The organism is Paenibacillus sp. S150 (genome assembly GCF_019352175.1).
Classification (GTDB): Bacteria; Bacillota; Bacilli; order Paenibacillales; family Paenibacillaceae; genus Paenibacillus_AQ.
This window is the reverse complement of record NZ_JACBYI010000005.1, coordinates 90,464-109,107: the sequence shown is the minus strand read 5'-3', so window position 1 is coordinate 109,107 and position 18,644 is coordinate 90,464. Positions and strand designations below refer to the sequence as shown.

19 protein-coding genes are annotated in these 18,644 nt (G+C 46.6%); 2 read left to right on the top strand and 17 right to left on the bottom strand.

All coding sequences use genetic code 11. From position 1 onward, the window contains the following. The 8 genes from HYD27_RS07600 to HYD27_RS07565 form a co-directional block, all read right to left on the bottom strand. Nucleotides 1–831 carry a MetQ/NlpA family ABC transporter substrate-binding protein gene (locus HYD27_RS07600; protein WP_219213214.1) on the bottom strand — a complete coding sequence of 277 codons (831 nt, stop codon included), beginning with the start codon at nt 829–831 and terminating at the stop codon, nt 1–3. 12 nt (nt 832–843) lie between these two features. Further along, a complete protein-coding gene (locus HYD27_RS07595; protein ID WP_219213211.1) occupies nt 844–1,863 on the bottom strand; it encodes a uroporphyrinogen decarboxylase family protein in 1,020 nt (339 codons plus the stop codon). Between the two features lie 29 nt (nt 1,864–1,892). After that, the gene (locus HYD27_RS07590; RefSeq protein WP_219213210.1) at nt 1,893–2,552 is read right to left on the bottom strand and encodes a methionine ABC transporter permease; all 660 of its coding nucleotides are present in this window, start codon (nt 2,550–2,552) and stop codon (nt 1,893–1,895) included. After that, on the bottom strand, nt 2,527–3,570 hold the full coding sequence (locus HYD27_RS07585; protein WP_219213208.1) for a methionine ABC transporter ATP-binding protein: 1,044 nt from the start codon (nt 3,568–3,570) through the stop codon (nt 2,527–2,529). Before HYD27_RS07585 ends, HYD27_RS07590 begins: the two co-directional genes overlap by 26 nt. A gap of 41 nt (nt 3,571–3,611) precedes the next feature. Continuing rightward, entirely contained in the window at nt 3,612–4,772 is a 1,161-nt protein-coding gene (locus HYD27_RS07580; RefSeq protein ID WP_219213207.1) for an amidohydrolase, read from the bottom strand. 21 nt (nt 4,773–4,793) lie between these two features. Continuing rightward, the gene (locus tag HYD27_RS07575) at nt 4,794–5,456 is read right to left on the bottom strand and encodes a GntR family transcriptional regulator (RefSeq protein WP_219213205.1); all 663 of its coding nucleotides are present in this window, start codon (nt 5,454–5,456) and stop codon (nt 4,794–4,796) included. 152 nt (nt 5,457–5,608) lie between these two features. Continuing rightward, complete coding sequence (locus tag HYD27_RS07570) at nt 5,609–5,896, bottom strand: ATP-binding cassette domain-containing protein (RefSeq protein ID WP_219213204.1); 288 nt, start codon at nt 5,894–5,896, stop codon at nt 5,609–5,611. A gap of 253 nt (nt 5,897–6,149) precedes the next feature. Beyond that, nucleotides 6,150–6,794, bottom strand: a complete 645-nt coding sequence (locus HYD27_RS07565; protein WP_219213202.1) for a hypothetical protein — start codon at nt 6,792–6,794, stop codon at nt 6,150–6,152. 160 nt (nt 6,795–6,954) lie between these two features. Between HYD27_RS07565 and HYD27_RS07560 the strand changes: the two genes are divergently transcribed. Then, nucleotides 6,955–7,212: a hypothetical protein gene (locus HYD27_RS07560; RefSeq protein ID WP_219213200.1), complete on the top strand. Its 258-nt coding sequence runs from the start codon at nt 6,955–6,957 to the stop codon at nt 7,210–7,212. 439 nt (nt 7,213–7,651) lie between these two features. On the opposite strand, the gene HYD27_RS07555 is transcribed toward HYD27_RS07560, so the two are convergent. The 5 genes from HYD27_RS07555 to HYD27_RS07535 form a co-directional block, all read right to left on the bottom strand. Continuing rightward, nucleotides 7,652–8,524, bottom strand: coding sequence for a hypothetical protein (locus tag HYD27_RS07555; protein ID WP_219213198.1), 873 nt, complete (start codon nt 8,522–8,524; stop codon nt 7,652–7,654). 217 nt (nt 8,525–8,741) lie between these two features. Further along, complete coding sequence (locus HYD27_RS07550) at nt 8,742–9,281, bottom strand: hypothetical protein (protein ID WP_219213195.1); 540 nt, start codon at nt 9,279–9,281, stop codon at nt 8,742–8,744. Nucleotides 9,282–9,290: 9 nt separating this feature from the next. Continuing rightward, nucleotides 9,291–9,695: a two-component system regulatory protein YycI gene (locus HYD27_RS07545; RefSeq protein WP_219213192.1), complete on the bottom strand. Its 405-nt coding sequence runs from the start codon at nt 9,693–9,695 to the stop codon at nt 9,291–9,293. Continuing rightward, on the bottom strand, nt 9,679–10,485 hold the full coding sequence (locus tag HYD27_RS07540; RefSeq protein ID WP_219213189.1) for a hypothetical protein: 807 nt from the start codon (nt 10,483–10,485) through the stop codon (nt 9,679–9,681). The genes HYD27_RS07545 and HYD27_RS07540 overlap by 17 nt, the downstream gene beginning before the upstream one ends. A gap of 646 nt (nt 10,486–11,131) precedes the next feature. After that, entirely contained in the window at nt 11,132–12,490 is a 1,359-nt protein-coding gene (locus tag HYD27_RS07535; RefSeq protein ID WP_219213187.1) for an amidohydrolase family protein, read from the bottom strand. A 233-nt stretch (nt 12,491–12,723) separates the two neighbouring features. Here HYD27_RS07535 and HYD27_RS07530 point away from each other — a divergent pair, with 233 nt between their 5' ends. Further along, nucleotides 12,724–15,297, top strand: a complete 2,574-nt coding sequence (locus HYD27_RS07530) for a glycosyl hydrolase (protein WP_219213185.1) — start codon at nt 12,724–12,726, stop codon at nt 15,295–15,297. 177 nt (nt 15,298–15,474) lie between these two features. Here the strand turns inward: HYD27_RS07530 and HYD27_RS07525 are convergent, their stop codons facing one another. The 4 genes from HYD27_RS07525 to HYD27_RS07510 form a co-directional block, all read right to left on the bottom strand. After that, nucleotides 15,475–15,834, bottom strand: coding sequence for a hypothetical protein (locus HYD27_RS07525; protein ID WP_219213183.1), 360 nt, complete (start codon nt 15,832–15,834; stop codon nt 15,475–15,477). 88 nt (nt 15,835–15,922) lie between these two features. Further along, nucleotides 15,923–16,144 (bottom strand): SDR family NAD(P)-dependent oxidoreductase, encoded by a 222-nt coding sequence (locus tag HYD27_RS07520; protein ID WP_219213181.1) that lies wholly within the window; start codon nt 16,142–16,144, stop codon nt 15,923–15,925. 275 nt (nt 16,145–16,419) lie between these two features. Next, nucleotides 16,420–17,634: an MFS transporter gene (locus tag HYD27_RS07515; protein WP_228745030.1), complete on the bottom strand. Its 1,215-nt coding sequence runs from the start codon at nt 17,632–17,634 to the stop codon at nt 16,420–16,422. After that, complete coding sequence (locus HYD27_RS07510) at nt 17,631–18,545, bottom strand: SDR family oxidoreductase (protein ID WP_219213177.1); 915 nt, start codon at nt 18,543–18,545, stop codon at nt 17,631–17,633. Before HYD27_RS07510 ends, HYD27_RS07515 begins: the two co-directional genes overlap by 4 nt. Nucleotides 18,546–18,644: the final 99 nt, after the last annotated feature.

Below are 18,644 nucleotides of genomic sequence, written 5' to 3'. Positions count from 1 at the left end.
TTAATTGTTCTCCCATGCCTCAGGCAGAATGAAGCCATCATATTTCTCCAGGCCAAGGATGTATTCTTCGAACTCTTTGGATTCATACGCTGCCTTCAAGTCTTTGGCCCACTGGGTATCTGCATCCTTTTTGTTAACCGATACTATGATTCTGTGCTGCAATGGCGTATTTTCAATCTTGAGGGCATCCGTAATCTTTCTGTCCGGTGAATTCGCAATATAATTGCCGTTTACAACACCATAATCAACATCTTGAAGGGATACCAGAATTTGCGCAGGGTCCAATATTTTAATATCAATATTATATTTGTCCGGCTCCATACTGTTAATGTTGAAATCCGCTACGCCTGCTCCTTCTTTAATTTTAATCCAGCCCAATTCCTCCAGAATACGCAGCGCGCGCTCCTGGTTAACCGGATCGTTGGGAACAGCCACTGTTGTGCCATCCTTCACATCGTCAAGAGTTGTATGATTTACGGAATATAGACCTTGCGGGGCACCTGGAACATAGGCAATCCCTGTCATGTCTGCACCAATTTCTTCATTGATAGCCTCCATGTAGGCTGTGCTTTGGAAGATACTTGCGTCAATAGAGCCTTCCTTCATCGCCGGATTGACTTGCATGTTTTGAGAGAACGTTTTAATGTCAACCGTATAGCCTTGTTTCTCCAGGATCGGCAGAATGGATTGACGGAATTGCTCCTCATAGGTTCCAACACCAAATCCAACGGTAAGGTTCTTCTTATCCCCGGAGCTCTCTGCCTCCTTATTGCCGCAAGCCGTCAACACCGCCAGAACACCTATCAACATCACTAACATTAACTTCTTCATTACCGTCATCTCCTATTCAAATACTGAGTTTTTTAGTTGTTCCAACGCCTCATCTGTTACATTTAGCGGAATTGCACAGTTTGGCGAGAGAATAAAAGGCTGGTTTTTCATTAACGTCAAAGCTTCCTCGGCCTGCTTTTGAATTTGCTCAAGATTGTTTACTGCAAACAATCCGTGATCAACACCGCCTACTTTGGTAGATTTCAGATTTGCTTCCAGCCCCGGATTTCCTTCGGCTATAGTATCCCAGCTGATCCCGTCAATACGATAATCATTGAATTTCTCAGGCTGGGCATAAGCTCCACAGGTATGAAGGATGTTTTTGCCATAGCTTGCGGCCTCCAGGACAATAGAATCATAGGGTCTGGACAGCTCATCGAACATCGCTTCATCAAATAAGCCCGGATGTGCTGTACCTGTGACTGCATAGAACAAGCCGTCTGAACCCGCTTGCTGCAGCTCTTGCACATAATCGGCTAATGTTAATGAAATCACATGCAACGCATGATGTGCCGCCGCCCTATGTTCCTTAAACAAGGATTCCAGAGTAACAGGCTGCTCAATGCCAAACACAGTTTTGGTTACGTAAGCAGAACGCCCCACGATAAACAACAGCACCGTTAATGGTGAGAATACCGTCTGGATTAGCGGTGTGTCGGGCAACCCTTGACGAATTATTCTAACCGCCTCCAAGTGCTCGAGCAGAGGCGCAGTCCGGGTTGCCTTTTTCACCTCGAGTTCCCAGAGATTATCGGCTGTTGGTATAACGGTCGTTGTCTGCCTGGGAAATACCGTCTGATAATCCGTAAAGTCATACCGGTTTCCCCAGGCTTCAGCTAAGTAGGTTGCTCTCGGATTAATTTTGACCCAGTCCCAGGCATATTTTTTCGTAAAAGAAATCGTTGTTGCCGCCAAATCTTCCGCATTTTGTTCTTTGTCAATAAAGTGGCGCCATCCGCTCACAATCGGACGATCCGCCCGTTCTCCGGATAATATGGACCGGAACCGATCCTGCTTGCTCCATTCACTCACCTGCCGTTCCCTCCTTTTATCAGCGATAGCTAGTAGCGGCGAATTTTTCTGGCCAGCGTGTTGCCTAAAGATTGAATTCCTTGCACAAAAATGATGAGAATAATTACGGTGGCTACCACTACTACGGTGTCAAAACGCTGGTAGCCGTATACTATGGCCAGGTTTCCAACTCCGCCGCCGCCTACCGTTCCGGCCATTGCAGTTGCACCTATCAACCCTATAGTTGCTGTTGTCAATGACAGGATTAATGATCCGACCGCTTCCGGCAGCAAAAAGTACCAGATGACCTGAAACGGAGTAGCCCCCATTGCCTCCGCGGCTTCAAGAATTCCGGGGTTCACTTCAAGCAGGGAGTTCTCTACCAAACGTCCTATGTAGGGTGCGATATAGATAATCAGGGGTACAATCGCTGCGCTCGTTCCAATCGAGGTATGAACAATTGCCCTTGTTACCGGAACAATTGCAACCAGCAAAATAATAAAAGGCAGTGAGCGAATGATGTTGATCACCGGATTGAGTATGGAGTAAAGGGCTTTGTTCTCCAAGACGCCACCCGGACGAGTGATTACGAGCAATATCCCGATTGGAATCCCGAGCAGGGAACCAAGCAGCAAGGAGACCCCTACCATTTGAATCGTTTCTAGGATTGCCTGTATAAATTGTTCACCTGTTATTGTTGTCGAGAACATAAGATTTCACCTCCTCTACGCTTACTTCATTTCTTTTCAGGAAAGATAAAGCACTGTTAATCTCTGCCCTCTCTCCATTCAATTGAATGATCATTGTCCCCAGTGTCATTTCCTGAATCTCGGTCGTATTCGCAAATAAAATATTGACCTTTATACCGCAGGCACGGATCATCCCATACAGGATGGGCTCTGATGCGCTTTCTCCAACAAAATTAAGTTTATAGATCTGGCTTCCATGTTCTGCTCTTATTGACTTTTGAACGCTGGATGTCATGCTGTTCTGAATAACGGTCTTCACAAAATTTTGCGTGGTCTCATGCTTAGGATGTCCGAATACATCCAGAACGCTTCCTTGTTCTATGATTTGTCCCTCTTCCATCACAGCCACCTTGTTGCAAATCTCTTGAATGACAGACATTTCATGCGTAATGATCATCACCGTAATGTTGTATTCGGCATTGATTCTTTTCAGCAGTTGTAAAATGGACCTTGTAGTCTGCGGATCCAGGGCAGAAGTCGCTTCGTCACACAGAAGGATCGACGGATTCGAAGCAAGCGCTCTGGCAATCCCGACCCGCTGCTTCTGTCCTCCCGACAACTCACTCGGGTAGCTTCCGGCCTTGTCGCTTAATCCAACAAACTCAAGCAGCTCCTGAACCCGCTTGCGGATTTCATCCCTGCTCTTCTTCAGCAGAACGAGAGGGATCGCAACATTGTCAAATACTCTCTTCGATTCTAACAGGTTAAAATGTTGAAAAATCATGCCGATATTTTTCTTGGCGGCCCGCAGCTCTTTATCGCTGTATGCCCCCAAATCATGACCGGCTACAAAAACCTGTCCTTTTGTCGGTCTTTCCAAATAATTGACTAAACGGATTAAAGTGCTTTTCCCGGCGCCGCTGTAGCCGATTACCCCGAATATATCGCCTTTTTCAACCTTTAAATCGATCCCTTTCAGGGCATCAATCGTAATTTCTTTCCGGGTGAATGTTTTGTATACATTCCTTAATTCAATCATGTTCATTCCCCTCAATCATATTGTGGATTTAAGCTTTGGGATTAAGCCTTCTCTTGCAGCTCCGCAAGTGCCCGCTCGGCCAATGAAGCAAAATACTTGGCAGCAGGAAGTATAGCAGCCTCATCCACATCGAAACGGGGATGATGCAAAGCATAGGCCGGCCCTGTTCCGATATTTACAAACGCACCCGGTATCTGCTGCAGATAGAATGAGAAATCTTCTCCGCCCATTTGCAGCGGAAGTTCATGCACATCATATCCGGCATCTAAGGCGACCGCCTTGGCAAAGTCAGCCCATTTCCCATGATTCACAGTTGCAGGCGGGCCCGGATACCAGTGCAGCTGCGCTTCAGCCCCGGCTCCTGCGGCAATTCCTTCAATGATCCGGGTCATCTGGATGGGAATATGGCGGCGGATCTCTTCATTGTAAGTCCGGACCGTACCTTCCAGCTCAACCCGTTCCGGCAATACATTCCATGTGAAGCCTCCATGAATTCGGGTAACACTTAACACAACCGGCTCCAGTGAATTATTTTGACGGCTTACGATGGTTTGCAGCATTGTAATCATCTGCGCTGCGGTCACAATCGTATCTACACCTTTTTCCGGAGTAGCGGCATGAGCGCCAACACCTTTTACGGTAATTTCAAACCGGTCAACACCTGCCGTTAAAGCTCCCGTTCTCGTTCCGAAAGCTCCTGTAGGCAGATCCGGTGAATTATGCAAACCGAATATAGCAGCTACATCCTTTAGTCCTCCTGAAGCCAAAACCCGTTCCGCCCCGTGGCCTGTTTCTTCTGCCGGCTGGAACAATACTCTGACCCTTCCCGGCAATTCACTTTCATGCTCCTTCAACAACAAGGCAGCACCTAAGATGACAGCCGTGTGGAAGTCATGGCCACAAGCATGCATTCTTCCCGGTATCTCCGAGGCAAAAGCTAATTCCGTCTGTTCTTCTACCGGCAGTGCATCGATGTCGCAGCGGATAGCCACAATGGGCCCGTTGCCTTGTCCGATCTCGGCGATAAGCCCGGTTTCTAACGGAAGGTCCAGGATACGGATATTGGCAATTGTCAGCCATTCCCGCAGCTTCTCTGTAGTTCTGAACTCTTCATATGCCAGCTCAGGTTCCCGGTGCAGGTTTCTCCGAACGTCTATCAATTGACTGGCTAAAGCCTGATCCATCTCATGTAGTGGAGCCATAGGTGAAGTAATCCCCTTTCGTTATACTTCTACAATCCCTTTGATGTGCTCAAGGGCAGCAGACAGGCTGCTTAAAATATGATCCCGCATTGCTTTTTCTGCGCCGTCTTCATTTTTGTCGGCTATCATTTGCAGGATATAATTATGTTCTTCATCCGCCTGTGTATTCCAGTCTCCATGCATCGAGACATAGCGGCAGTAGCGAAGCGAATGATCTCTTAATTGATTCAGAACTTTCTCAAATGTTTTCAGCTGACTGATTTCAGACAGATAATCGTGGAACTCAAAGCCATAGGATACAAAATCCTGTTTGTCGCCTAGCTGGAAGGAATGCTTTAATTTTTCCATCATCATAGTTAAATTCAGAATATCTTTGTCGGTAGCATGCTTGGCTGCACTTCTTGCAATATAGCCTTCAAGCATGCTGCGGATAAGAAATACCTCTTCAACCTCTTTGATGGTTACTGAGGCCACGCGCAGCCTCCCATTAGGCTGGCGGACGAGGAAATCCTCATTCTCCAATCTCTGGACAGCCTCTCTCAGCGGAGTGCGGCTGACCCCGAGCAACGCCGCCAGATTTTCTTCATTGACCGCCTGATCCGGCTCTAACTCGCTATCAATAATTTTTTGTTTTAATGCATAATAGGTATTATCCTTTGACAACCTTCGTGACCGCGTCTCCATATCTATATACCCCTCATTAATAATTTTCGGAATGCCCTTAAAAATAATTGTATAATTGTATACAATTATTAATTAAAGATTAAATACTTGATTATTTGAAAACCGTTCTCTGCTTTCCAAGCTTTTTTCATACTATAATCCCATTATTCCCACTAGTCAAGTATGTTTTGTATATCGACAAAAAATGCAGATTTGGGTAAAGTATTGGCACCAATATTCTGCGCCACAGCAGGATTGACGGTCTGTCCGTCAATCCGTATACTTCCAGAGTCAAGTTGCATAAAACCGCAAATACACTTGAAAAGAACGGTCTTCCCCGAGCCATTCCGCCCAATGATTCCATGAATCCGGCCGGCCGCGAATTTGGCTGTCACCTGATTGAGCGCTGCCGTTTCCTTAAACTGCTTGGTGGCCTCCAAGATTTCAACCTTATAGGTCAAATCAATTCCTCCCTGTATTGAAATAAATAGTTATTTCTTTCTATTGGACAGTTTCGAACTGTTTTCTTACAAAAAAACAAAAAAAAGCAAGAGGGTATCATGCACTCAATGAGCATTATTTCCCCTCGCTTAATTTTTTGATTAGAATTAAAATCATTACTTGAAATTATCGCCATACACTCAGTTAATAGGAACTCCATCTAATAATGCTACCAATATATTTTACGTACTGACAGGATATTCGAGTTTAAATTTAAATTGCTGCTGGAATTTCAACTGTAGCTGAATTAGCTGGACTGAGGGTCAGTACTCCTTGTAGTACAGAAGTAACACTTCCCGTCATCCTTGTTCTATAATAGCCATCGACAGTAATGTTTGAAAACGTGGCTTGATTCGCAATAAAATTAGTTAATGGCCCGGTATACGTGAACAAAGCATTTCGCTCATTAGTCCAAACAAACAAAGAACTAAGCTGCAAAAACATTTGCAGGTTTACGTATGATATTTGTACTCCTGGGAGAAATGTTGCAGTCCAATTTGAAACAATTGTTCGATAGGATGGAATTATTGATATGATTAATTCACCATAAGGAACTGCACTAGGTACTACAGAAAAATTCTCTGCCTCAGCACTTGAGATACTATTCTTATTTTGAATAACATCAGATTCTTTGTAAAAATATAATGTTTGGGTTTCTGCTCCTTCAGGAATTACACCTGAAGATATCACAGTCTGACCATTTTCACCGACTGTTTGAGTATAGTTTTGACTTATAGAAATAACAGATGGAGCAAATTCATTAGCAGGATTTGTAGATACGTTACTTTCTGCAAATACTGAACTTGAAACTGAAAGCATCAAGATAATTGATGTAAACAAAGTAAAAAATTTCCTCAAATTAACCACTCCTACTATATTCTTTTTTTAAGATATCGGCCGGAAATCTTAATAAAGATTATATATTTATAGAATTGCAACATTATTCAATTTTTGTAACAAAAAAACACTTTTTTATGATAAAATGTTTCATAAACTGATATTGGGAGGTCCATGTACTATGAATAAATATCGTTTTGCAAATAATAAGATATATTACTTGCTTACAGACAATCTAGTTTTGGTTATGGAAGCTTCTAAAAAAAAAGAATACAGTATAGAAAACATCTGGGATTACTCAATCCTATATCTAAAAGATAACAAAACAAGTTTTGAAGAATTTAATCCCAGGACTTCTGAAGAAACCGGAGGGTACTTTTTTAAACAATCTGATATAGAACAGATTTTTCAAATCATAATAAATGAAGCTCCGTGGTGAGGATAAAGTTGCTTAAAGTATTTCGAGAGTGCTTTAGCATTGGTGTTGCTTAATGCTCTATCTCTCCTTTGTCCAAGAATTATTATTTCTGTATTCCAACAAATACGACTATACTACAAAAAAAGCGAGAGAAATGTTATGCCCACAATAGTGAGCCTAATAATCTCTCGCTTAACTTTTTGAAATAGAGCTAATCTCGTTCTATGTTTGCATCATATTCCTGCGTGCTGATCGGAACCACTATTCTACATCTGTGCCAAATTGTGCAGCAACCGCATGACGGACAGACTGCTGCATTGCAGAATAATTAGCAGGAAGCTTCGTCGCATTTCCAAAAGTAACCTGTGTATAGCATTCTGTTGCTTCTCCAGTCTCTGTGTCGTGTGCCATCCCTACCTCTGCCTTCAGAAGAAAGCAAAATTGAATATCTATAACCCCATCATCCTCTCTGTATATTCATATCACGTCTACAGAATACAATAATCGATAGGGTGCTCATTAACAGTATAGACACCGCAAGAACGCTCACAGCATAGGCTGGAGAAGGCATCTGCCCTGCACCTCCCCAGTCCAAATAAAACATACTGCTCCAGTTAAGCGGCGATACATAATAGATGACACGACCATAAGCCATCTGCCCTGCATAAACTGAAAAATAGGAAATGAAGGTAAATATGCCTGCCGCGATCAATCCGCTCAGCCTGCCTATAACTACCTGAAAACTGAAGATGAGGACACCGATGAATACCGACACGAGCCAAAATAGCCCAAAGCTGATCAGCATAGCGGGAAGAGCCGAGAACATTGTAATCACAGGAGAACCGATTTCCGCGTATGGAGTAATATTATATTTGTTCAAGCTTCCGCGATTGAATGCAATCGTCTTTAACACCGTCCCCCAGTCAGAGCTAAATTTGACATTTGGAATGAGAACAAGCATGGACATGAGCGTAAAAAAAGCAGTGTAGACAAATGCAGCAAGCACGATATAGAGCAGTTGTCCAATTGCCCAATCGCGTTTGCTCATGCGGATCATCAAGAAGGGCGTATGGTTATCAGTAAACGGAGCATCGCAAAACAGCAAGGCAGTCAGGCAGCCGAAGATGTGGAACATGACAGGAACACTCATTAAATAGGGAAATACCCAGGGGGATACGTCAGTATCCACAGCAGCAGAATAGTCCGCAATCCAAGAGAACATCCAGAGTGAGAAAGCTCCAACCACAACTGCAAGTGTATAAATCCGAGGGGTAATCTTCCATTTTTTGAAGTTGAGCTGCGCACAGAGCCATATGGTTTTGCAATCAATCATGACGCACTCTCCTTCCGATTTGTGCGATTGTTCCATACCCCAGCAGCCAAATTAAACACAGGACCACCCCGAGCTTAAACAACAATGCAGTTAAAGGAGAACCAGCATGATAAGTTCCTTCCACAAGCATGCCTATTTGCAAGAAGAATGGAATATCCCAATTCCTGGTCAGTCTTAGCAGAACAAAATAAAGAACGACCGGGGCTGTCAAGGCCGTCTATTTGTTCGGGATATAGGCCGAAATCCATAGGGCCGCTACTGCAAACAACGCAGAGGATAAGGACAAATGCGCCGCCGCACTGAGCAAGTAGAGCCAGGGCATTTCAGCGTCCAATAACGGAGCGTACGCATCACCGGTCTGAAAATTCGTATACAACGGCAGCTGGGTCCATAATAGCAACGTATGCAGCAAAATTCCGGTAAAGGTTGCTAAAAAACCCGAACAGGCACTCATCATCACTTTGCTAATGGCGTATGCCCGTACACCCGAGCGAATGATCCAAAAGCTGACCGCTCGCTCCTCCCATTCCGAAGCAAAGGTAATGGCAAACGGAATTAACGGTAATATTCCGACAATCAATGGAATATTACCACTCCCGCTTATGATCGCAACAGACAGCACATCAGACTGCGGACCAATCATGCCAAGTGAGGTCATCAACATCACCAACGTTACACTAATGAAACTGAGCAGAAAATGCCAGGAAAAAATCGCTAGGCGGAATCCGATATGCAGTAAAGAAATAAATAATTTCATTAGGATGAGTCACCTCATCCCGGACATTTTTTCACCAGTTATTGCATTGACAACAAACTGGCTGTAATCGTCGAAAGGAAAAGTTGCTTTGTTATTGGGATCTGACCATACAACAGGCTTGGCAATCCGGAAAACCCAAGCCGGGATTAACTGATAAGCATCTCCATCCGGAATGGACACGTAACAAAGTTCAGCAGACACTACCTTCGTCCCTTCATCCAGCAGCAGATCCTCATATTCTTTAAACAAAACCTGCAAGGCAGCAGCAGCGCCAATGAGCGGCTGCTCTTCGCTTCCATTTGAGGCTTCGATATCAAACAAATTTTGAGCAATTATACTTGTTGCTCCATTCTTGGTGAAGGTTACGCTAATTATAGAGTTCTTCATTATGTTGCCATTAGGACCACTTGCCATCCCTTTCCCCCATTCCCACGGTACATGAACGAAAGGAATTGTATCGATCTGTTTGTAAAAAGTGAAACTGGTAGGCCTCATCTTCTTCCGAGAGGCTTATTTCCTCCGGATTATCCTGATCCTTGTTTTCCTCCAAGTAGAGGGCATAATGCTGGCGCATCGTATCCAAATCCAGAGAATACGTTGCAGCAAGGATAAGCGGCGGAAACCCGATGGCCCCTAATTTCTTTTCTACGCTTGCCAGGGCATCCGTGTAGCTCATGAAAGACAAGTCAGCGGTGGAAGCGTAGTCACTCCGTGATCTGCTCTTTAATAGCTGTTCGTTCATGTCTGGAGGCCCGACTGTGTTAGTTATCACATAGGAATATTTGTCTTTTTGATTGTTGATCTGCACTGTATATGACAACCCCCCATCGACCTCCACCTTTTTGCCGAATTCCTTTCCGCCATCATATACGACAAGGTACTCGGCAAAAAACTTGTCTCCGGTCTGTACCCACGTTCCAACTGCTTGTACTTCCGAAGCGACAACTTCTTTGAGTAAAAGTTCATTTTTTACGGTACCGGGGTCCAATTCCAGCATATCCGCTTTATATATTTTAGCGGTGGACAGTTCGTGAACCTTTGCCGCATCGAATGCAATCGAAAGATTTTTGGGTAAAGTTGTATTTTGTAAATATGTGCTCAGGTCTATATCTTTCAATGATTCCACGGCGCCAGGAAAATTTTTACAGGCAGCGAAAGGAAGCAGAAGCATCACACTGAGAAGCAGTGTCAGCGGTTTTCTCATCGAAAGTAAGACTCTCCTTATCCCAAGATTATGTTAAAAATGCAGGTGGCGAGTTCACCTGCATCATCTGGAACGTCAATTGCCTCTCAATTTATTTCGTTTATTTTATGGAGACCAGCTACCGACTACATAGTAGTCAATGAAATCAAAGTTAGAAGGATAAGCTGACAAAGCATAATAAGTGCCTACTCCACCGTAACCGGAGTTATAAGAAAATCCTCTATATCCCGACGTGGATACATTCGTCACGATATTGGTTGCATTAATAGAACTGTGATTTAACCTGCATTTAACTCGCATTTATGCAAGCCAAATTATGACCCTCCTGTTTTTGATTTGAGATAGTAGTTTTCCTTTCATCATTATACCTCATACGCCTTCAATATTTTCCCTTATTTTAGAATTAATATGTCTTTTATTGGAATGTAAATAGATATAATACCTTTATTTGGTATGTCTCTTCATTTCCCTATATAGCTGTGGGAACGCAATGATAACACCATATTTCAAAAGAAGGTTCTTTTGTTTTTTCAAAAAGTATCAGTTAAAGCAGCTCCAGGGGCAGTCCCCCTTCCGGCAGAGAAGAGCGCTGACCCGCCAAAGAGACTCCATGTCATCCTTCTTTTCCGTCAGTAGCTTGGAATAATCAGATAGGAAATGCTTCTTGGGGTACGCCGTATTGTGAAAAAATATAATTTCGGGATTCATCGGCTAAATGGCGCAAATGCCCGAGGTCTACATTCAGCATTTTTCCGTTTCGCTTGACAGCTTTTCCGGCCACAAACACCGAATCGACGTTACTGGTGTTTGCACATTGTACTACCGCTCCGACGGGATTATTCACCGGAAACATATTCAGATCGCCGGTCCGGATCATAATCAAATCGGCTTCTTTTCCTGGAGATAACGTACCGATATGATTCAGTCCCAATGCCCTCGCCCCGTTAATCGTCGCAAATTCTAAAGCATCCCGGGCCGAAATTGTTAATTCCACCGGCATTTCTCCTGCGGATAATGTCTTTTCATTCATTCTGGCCCGTTCTGCCTGCAAAGCGAATTTCATCTGTGAGAACATGTCTCCACCGGTCGCTACTACCACATCGACCCCTAAAGCGGGGCTTCCTCCATTCTCCAGGAACAACCCCGTCGCCGGGTAACCATGTCCCATCATCATCTCGATCTCCGGAGTAACGGAAATGGAAGCGCCCGAATCAGCGATCAGCTTATACTCCTCATAGCTGAGTGTGTTGGCATGGGCAAAGTTAAGATCCGGTCCGAGCAGCCCCGCTTTATGCAATTTTTCAATGGACCGGTCCACCGAGCCCCATGTCCCGAAGCCTAAATGCATCGTACACAGCACTCCCAGCTCCCGCGCGAGTCGAATATCATCGGCTGCCGTTTCCCAGGCGCTGAATTCCGGTCCTCTTATGGCCAGCCCCATGGTTAGCAGCTGGTCATTGGATGTGAAATACTGCTGCTTCACACGTCTGCTGTCAGCCGATTGCCGGATTTCGCTTTCTCTGGACCATTCTTCTCTATCCCCGGAAGCTCCATAGGCAAAGACCGCCCGTGTTCCTGATTCCTGCAAGCCCCGGATCAGCTCATCCGTATGGTCGGGTGAATTAATCATCGACCAATCCAGTAATGTGGTAACCCCCGCATTGAGCGCTTCCAATGCGCCAAGCAGATTCGCTGTATATCCATCCTGCGGACGTAATTTAGCGCCAATCCCCCCATAGTACATCCGGTCCAGGTACTTAACGAGAGACCAGTCCGCACCTGCATTACGAACAACAGATTCCCAAGTGTGGCGGTGGGTATCCACGAATCCCGGCATAACAATCATGTCCGCAGCGTCAATAACTTCACAATCGGATGCTTTCAATTCCGGCTGAACCGCGACGATTTTTTTCCCTTCGACAAGAATATCCGCTTGTTTAAAATCTCCGAGGGTCTTATCGAGCGTAAGTACACAACCGTTTTTGATTAATAAACGTTTGTTCATTTTTTTGTCTCCTTCTGTGATTTAGGAATTATCCCATTCCATCAACTAGCATATTCAAGTGATTTATGGATAATGATAATATATTTGGTCAACCATAGCTGTTCGATTGATAGAGCGAGAAGCCCATATATTTACATATTTTGCTGCATATGCTATGTTAACTATGAAAGCGCCACCATGAATAGACAGATTGAGCAATTATTATCATATTTTACATGGAAAGGACGATGAAAATGAACAATTTGCTTAAAAAGGCAAGCGTAATTCTGCTGGCCTTTACTCTGCTGCTGGGATTGATGACTGTGCCCGCTCATGCAGACACCGCACTGTTCACGATTGAAAGCGAAGACGCTCAGCTCACCTCCGATCTTCAAGTGGTGACTGAAATTTACGGACAGCCCAAGCCCGGCTTCTCCGGGAGCGGATTTGTCTGGATGCAGAATTCCGGCACATTAACCTTCACAGTGACTGTCCCGGAAACCGGCATGTATGCGGTCTCCACCCGGTATATGCAGGAGCTCAGCCCGGACGGCAGGCTTCAATATTTAGCAGTCAACGGCGTTACCAAGGGATCGTATATGCTGCCCTACACGACCGCGTGGTCGGATTTTGATTTTGGCTTTCATAAGCTGAACCAGGGAAGCAATACCATTGAGCTGAAGGCCGGTTGGGGCTTCGCTTATTTTGACACCTTCACTGTAGATGCTGCCGCTCTTGATCCCCTGGATGTGCAGCCTGTTCTTGCCGATCCTGAGGCCACACCGGAAACCCAGGCTTTGATGAATTATTTAACGGAGGTTTACGGCAACCATATTATCTCCGGCCAGCAGGAGATTTACGGAAGCGGAAATGACGGCAATTATGAGCTGGAGTTTGATTGGATCTACAATTTAACCGGAAAGTATCCGGCAATCCGCGGCTTCGATTTCATGAACTATAACCCGCTATACGGCTGGGAGGACGGCACGACCGAACGGATGATTGATTGGGTCAATAACCGGAACGGGATCGCGACAGCCGCCTGGCATATCAATGTGCCCCGGAATTTCACCGCTTATCAGCTCGGGGAGCCGGTGGATTGGTTGAACGCCACCTACAAGCCGACCGAAACCAATTTCAATACAGCCAATGCGGTTATTCCCGGCACGAAGGAGTATCAATATGTGATGCTGACCATTGAGGATTTGGCGGAACAGCTGCTGATTCTGCAAAATAACAGCGTGCCGGTTCTTTTCCGTCCCTATCATGAGGCGGAGGGCAACGGCGGGTTGAATGGGGAAGGCGCGTGGTTCTGGTGGGCTTCGGCAGGCGCGGAGGTGTACAAGCAGCTGTGGGATCTGCTCTATACCGAGCTTACGGAGACGTACGGCCTGCACAATTTGATCTGGACCTACAACAGCTACGTGTATAGCACTTCTCCCGCATGGTATCCCGGGGACGATCAGGTGGATATTGTCGGCTATGATAAATACAATACGATCTACAACCGCTATGACGGTTTGTCCGGCGTGCCCAATGAGGATGCCATTACCTCGATTTTTTATCAGCTTGTTGATTTAACCGGCGGCACAAAAATGGTAGCCATGACAGAAAACGACACTGTCCCGAGCGTACAGAATCTGACAGAGGAAAAGTCTGGCTGGCTCTACTTCTGCCCCTGGTATGGCGAGCATCTCATGAGCTCCGCCTTTAATTATCCGGCCACCCTGACCACGCTTTATCAAAGTAATTATGTTATCACGCTCGATGAGCTGCCTAATTTAAAGGTTAACAACCCGGCTCCAAGCGCGTCCATCACACCTGCAAACGTCGAATTTGACAAATATGCCCCCAATCAGAGCGACAAGGCCATAACCGTGAATGCCAACGGCAATACGTTAAACGCTCTCCGGGCTGGCGTGAATACATTGACAGTGACTCAGGATTATTCTTTGAGCGGAAATACGCTGCAGCTGAAAAAAGCCTTCCTGGCGGGACTGCCGGTTGGCGAGCATTCGATCGTCTTTGATTTTAATCAGGGTCAAGATCCCGTGTTAAAAGTTAATGTTGTCGATTCAACACCAAGCGCTGCGGTTTCGCCCGTAAATGCGGCATTTGATAAAGCGGCGAATCTGCAGCAGGATATCTCCCTGTCCCTTACCTTAAACGGACACCAGCTTGCAAGCCTGACGAATGGAAATTATACTCTTGTACCGGGCCAGGATTATACGGCAACAAGCGCTGCCGTCGTGCTGGACAAATCCTATCTTTCCACGCTGCCGCTGGGCGAGAATGCGGTAACCTTTCATTTCAACGGCGGAAACAACGCTGTTCTTACAGTAAATGTAGCGGACAGCAGTACTCCTGTACCTGGAGGAGACTTGACGGTCCAAGCCTTTAACGGCAATACGGATATCTCCACCAACGGAATTTCACCCAAATTCAAAGTAGTCAACACCGGGAATTCGGCGATACAGTTAAGTGATGTCAAGCTCCGGTATTACTATACGATTGACGGGGAAGACGCACAGAGCTTCTGGTCCGACTGGGCCAGTATCGGGAGTGCGAATGTAACCGCCAGATTCGTAAAACTGGAAGCTCCGGTTGCCGGAGCCGATTATGTTCTGGAGGTTGGCTTTACGAGTTCTGCTGGAACGCTTCATCCCGGCCAGAGCGCAGAAATTCAAGCACGGTTCTCCAAAAACAACTGGTCCAATTACAACCAGGCTAACGATTACTCATTTAAGCCATCAAGCAGCCAGTTCGTAAACAATGAACAGGTGACCGGGTATGTGAACGGCCAGCTTGCATGGGGGATTGAGCCGTAGGGCGATAAGATAAAAAGGGTTGGGACGGGGGTATCGCGGTCCCCTGCTCCAACCCTTTGTGTTTGATTAGGCAAGGCAAGAGCGCAATCGCCAGACATTGCTTCATTTTCCGAATCGGAAATGACAGGAGCCCGAATCAGATTCACGTAACATTCTGTCAGGGGAATTCTATGTACCTCAAGCCTTCAGCAATACTATAATCTCGGTAAGCAGTACCAGCCCGGCAGCGGACACTCCAAGCGAATTGATAATAGTCAGTGCGTCTGGGTAGCTCTCTTTCCGGAACTGCGAGCACAGCGAAACCGTCCATAGCACGCTGAAAAAAAGCCCCGTCTCCCCGCAGCCCCGCTCGCTCAGAGCCCGCTTTCTGCGTTGAAAAAATGTGCCCAGCCCGGCAAAGGTAAACAACATATAAATAATAAGCTCACCGGATGAAATCACGATGATTTCTCCTGCAGAAAAAAGGTGCATTAAAGCGTACTGAATGCCGAACCCCATAAACACAAGCAGGTTAAAAGAAACTTTGTTTAAGCTCAAGCTTTTCTTCCTCCCTTTGCCCAAAAATGTAAAACAGTTTATAGATAACGCTTACATTATAGTTGCGTGCGTTTTCCTTTTCTGTGATTTATGATTCTTCCGGCTTATTTAATAGGTAAATCCAGCTATAATGATTTTCGGTAAGATCCAGATTGGCTTGCCATAAGCGGGAGCCGTATTGGGCCTGCAATTCATCAAGCGCCCCGGCTCTCCGCGTTGTAGCAGCTACTCTATCTCCACGCTGAAGCAGCTGTTCCGTCAGCTGATAGCCAAGTCCACCCGTTGCTCCGGTAATAAACCATGTCTTCATCATAATTCCTCCCCTTTATCCCCGTTCCTGTCCCATTATAAAGAGGGGGAAAAAGCTTAGCCACAGTACACTTATGCTAGTAATGAGATTACCCGGCTCAAGCAGATCGGTCAGCAGCTCCCCGGGTTATATGTTTTTATTCCTGCACATGTACGTAGAGAAGCATCAGGAGAGGAACATCAAAAGTAGGTTTGGCCAGCGTAACAATGTTAAAAATCCCGATAATCGTTAAGATCATCGGGACTTACCGCTAACCGTAAGGGTAGAAATAAATATCAGCGCTGCGAGCCTTCAGGCAAATTAATATAACACGATAATCCAAAAGCAAGAAGTAAAAGTGCAGCCAGCGCTCCAAATGAAGTTATACTGCTGCCTGCTCTTAAAAGGTTTAATCCGGCTTGCGGTCCCAGCGACGCTCCGGTAAACAGCGTCAGCGAATATACGGTGATGGCGACGCCGCGCTTATCTCCCGCGAGCAGGCCTACAAGTGAAATCAGCGCCGGGATCATGACCGAGATGCCGGCAATATAAACGATGCTCATCATGACCAATACGGGCAGGCTGGAACTGAAACCAACTGCGCCAAGCCCTCCAGCCGCAAGGATAAGCCCGGTTTGCAGCGTCCTCTTCAATCCGAATCTGGCCGCCAGACGCCCCGCAAACGGCGCCAGGATCATTCCCGCCAAGCCCGCAGCTCTCACTTGCATAAGCTGATGGGCAGTTAGTGCAAAGGGCACTTCTGTTAGATAAGCTTGAAATATCGTGTACATGCCGACAAACGAGAGGAGAATCGTCAGGCAGATCAGATAGCACAGAGTAAGCGGCTTTTGGAGAAATAATGTGGGCATCTGTTTATACAAGCCGGCTATCCCCACCTTCGTTCGCAGCGCCTCCCCTTTAGGAACCAGGGTACCCAAAAGTACAGCAGAAACGAGAAACAATATTCCGTGAACGTAAAATACATAATTCCAGCTCCAGTATTCACTGACTGCACTGCTGAACAGCTGTCCGGCGATGGCTGAAACGAGAAATCCGGTGCTTACGAATCCCATTGCCGTAATTCTGCGTTCCAACGGAAATATTTCGACGACGTAAGTCATAACGACTGGCGCAAAAGTTGCTGCGGCCAGGGCCTGTACGGCACGAAGGGCAACCAGAGCGGATAAGCTCGGCGCCAGTCCTAAGAGAGGCGTAATGACACTAAGCGCCAGCAAGCCCGAGAACATCATGGGCCAGCAGCCGAACCGTTCAGATAGAGGGCCAAACAGTAGAAACCCCAGGGCATAGGAGAGTGAAAAAGCGCTGCTCGTCCATGCCACCCCGTCAGCCGATACCTGAAATTCATCAGCTAATACGGAACCTATCGGTAACGTAACGTATATGCCGGACACGACAACAAGTGAACAGAAGACTAAGACAGCAGTTATTATAGAATAACGTGCAGTTGATGGACTGCTCCATTTCTGAATGTGTTCTGACAAAGGGATCATCCATTCCGGTAAGTGTTTGTTGTGAAGTACTGCCCTTGGTCAAGGTCAAGAAGAAGCGCCGGATGTAAGGGCCGCCAGCCGAGCTGTTCCTGAGTCAGGGCACTTGAAGCCGGGATGTCCATCGAAACAAAGTGAGCCAGCCAGCCGAAATGCTCCGTTGCCTCTTCGGGTTGTATGCCGGCCACCGGCACGCCGAGCTGACGGCCAATTACGCCGGCAATATCACGAACCGGCACTCCCTCGTCGCCAATCGCGTGCAGCCTGGCACCCGCAGAAGCTGTCTCCAGCGCAAACCGGTAGAGATGCGCAGCATCAAGCCGGTGCACGGCAGGCCAGCGGTTAGCGCCATCACCCACATAAGCCGATATCCGCTTGCTGCGGGCAAGATTGATCAGGGCCGGAACAAAGCCGGTATCTCCATCGCCGTGAACTGACAGCGGAAGCCGCACCACCGATACGCGCACGCCCTGCGAAGCCATCGCAAGCGCCGCTTCTTCCGTAGCAACGCGATGCTTCGCGGCAGAGCCGGGATCGGGCGCAGTCTTCTCGGTACCCAGTTGGCCAGGCGTGAGATGCCCGATCACGGAAGTTACGACGAATGGCCGGCCCGATTGCGCGAGTTCGGCTCCCATAACCTCAACCGCCAGCCTGTCTGCCACACCTGCTGACGCAAGGTCTGAGTAGTTATGAATGAAGGCTGCGTGGATGACGCCATCCGCTGCAGCCGCCCCCCGCCGCAGGCTGTCCAGATCCTCCAAAGAACCGCGGTGGATGGCAGCCCCGGCAGCTTGGAGCATCGCTGCCGCCTCATCCGAACGGGCCAGGCCGAGTACCTCATGCCCCGATCCTATCAATTCACTCACAATGGCAGAGCCGACGAAGCCAGTCGCACCAGTGACAAAAACACGCATAATAAATTCCTCCTAAACTCTTCAGTAGTAAAAATGCTTGAACCGCCGGGTGCGTATAGACGCTTGCTGCCGCTGGTACAAGGTACATTTATTATAGTC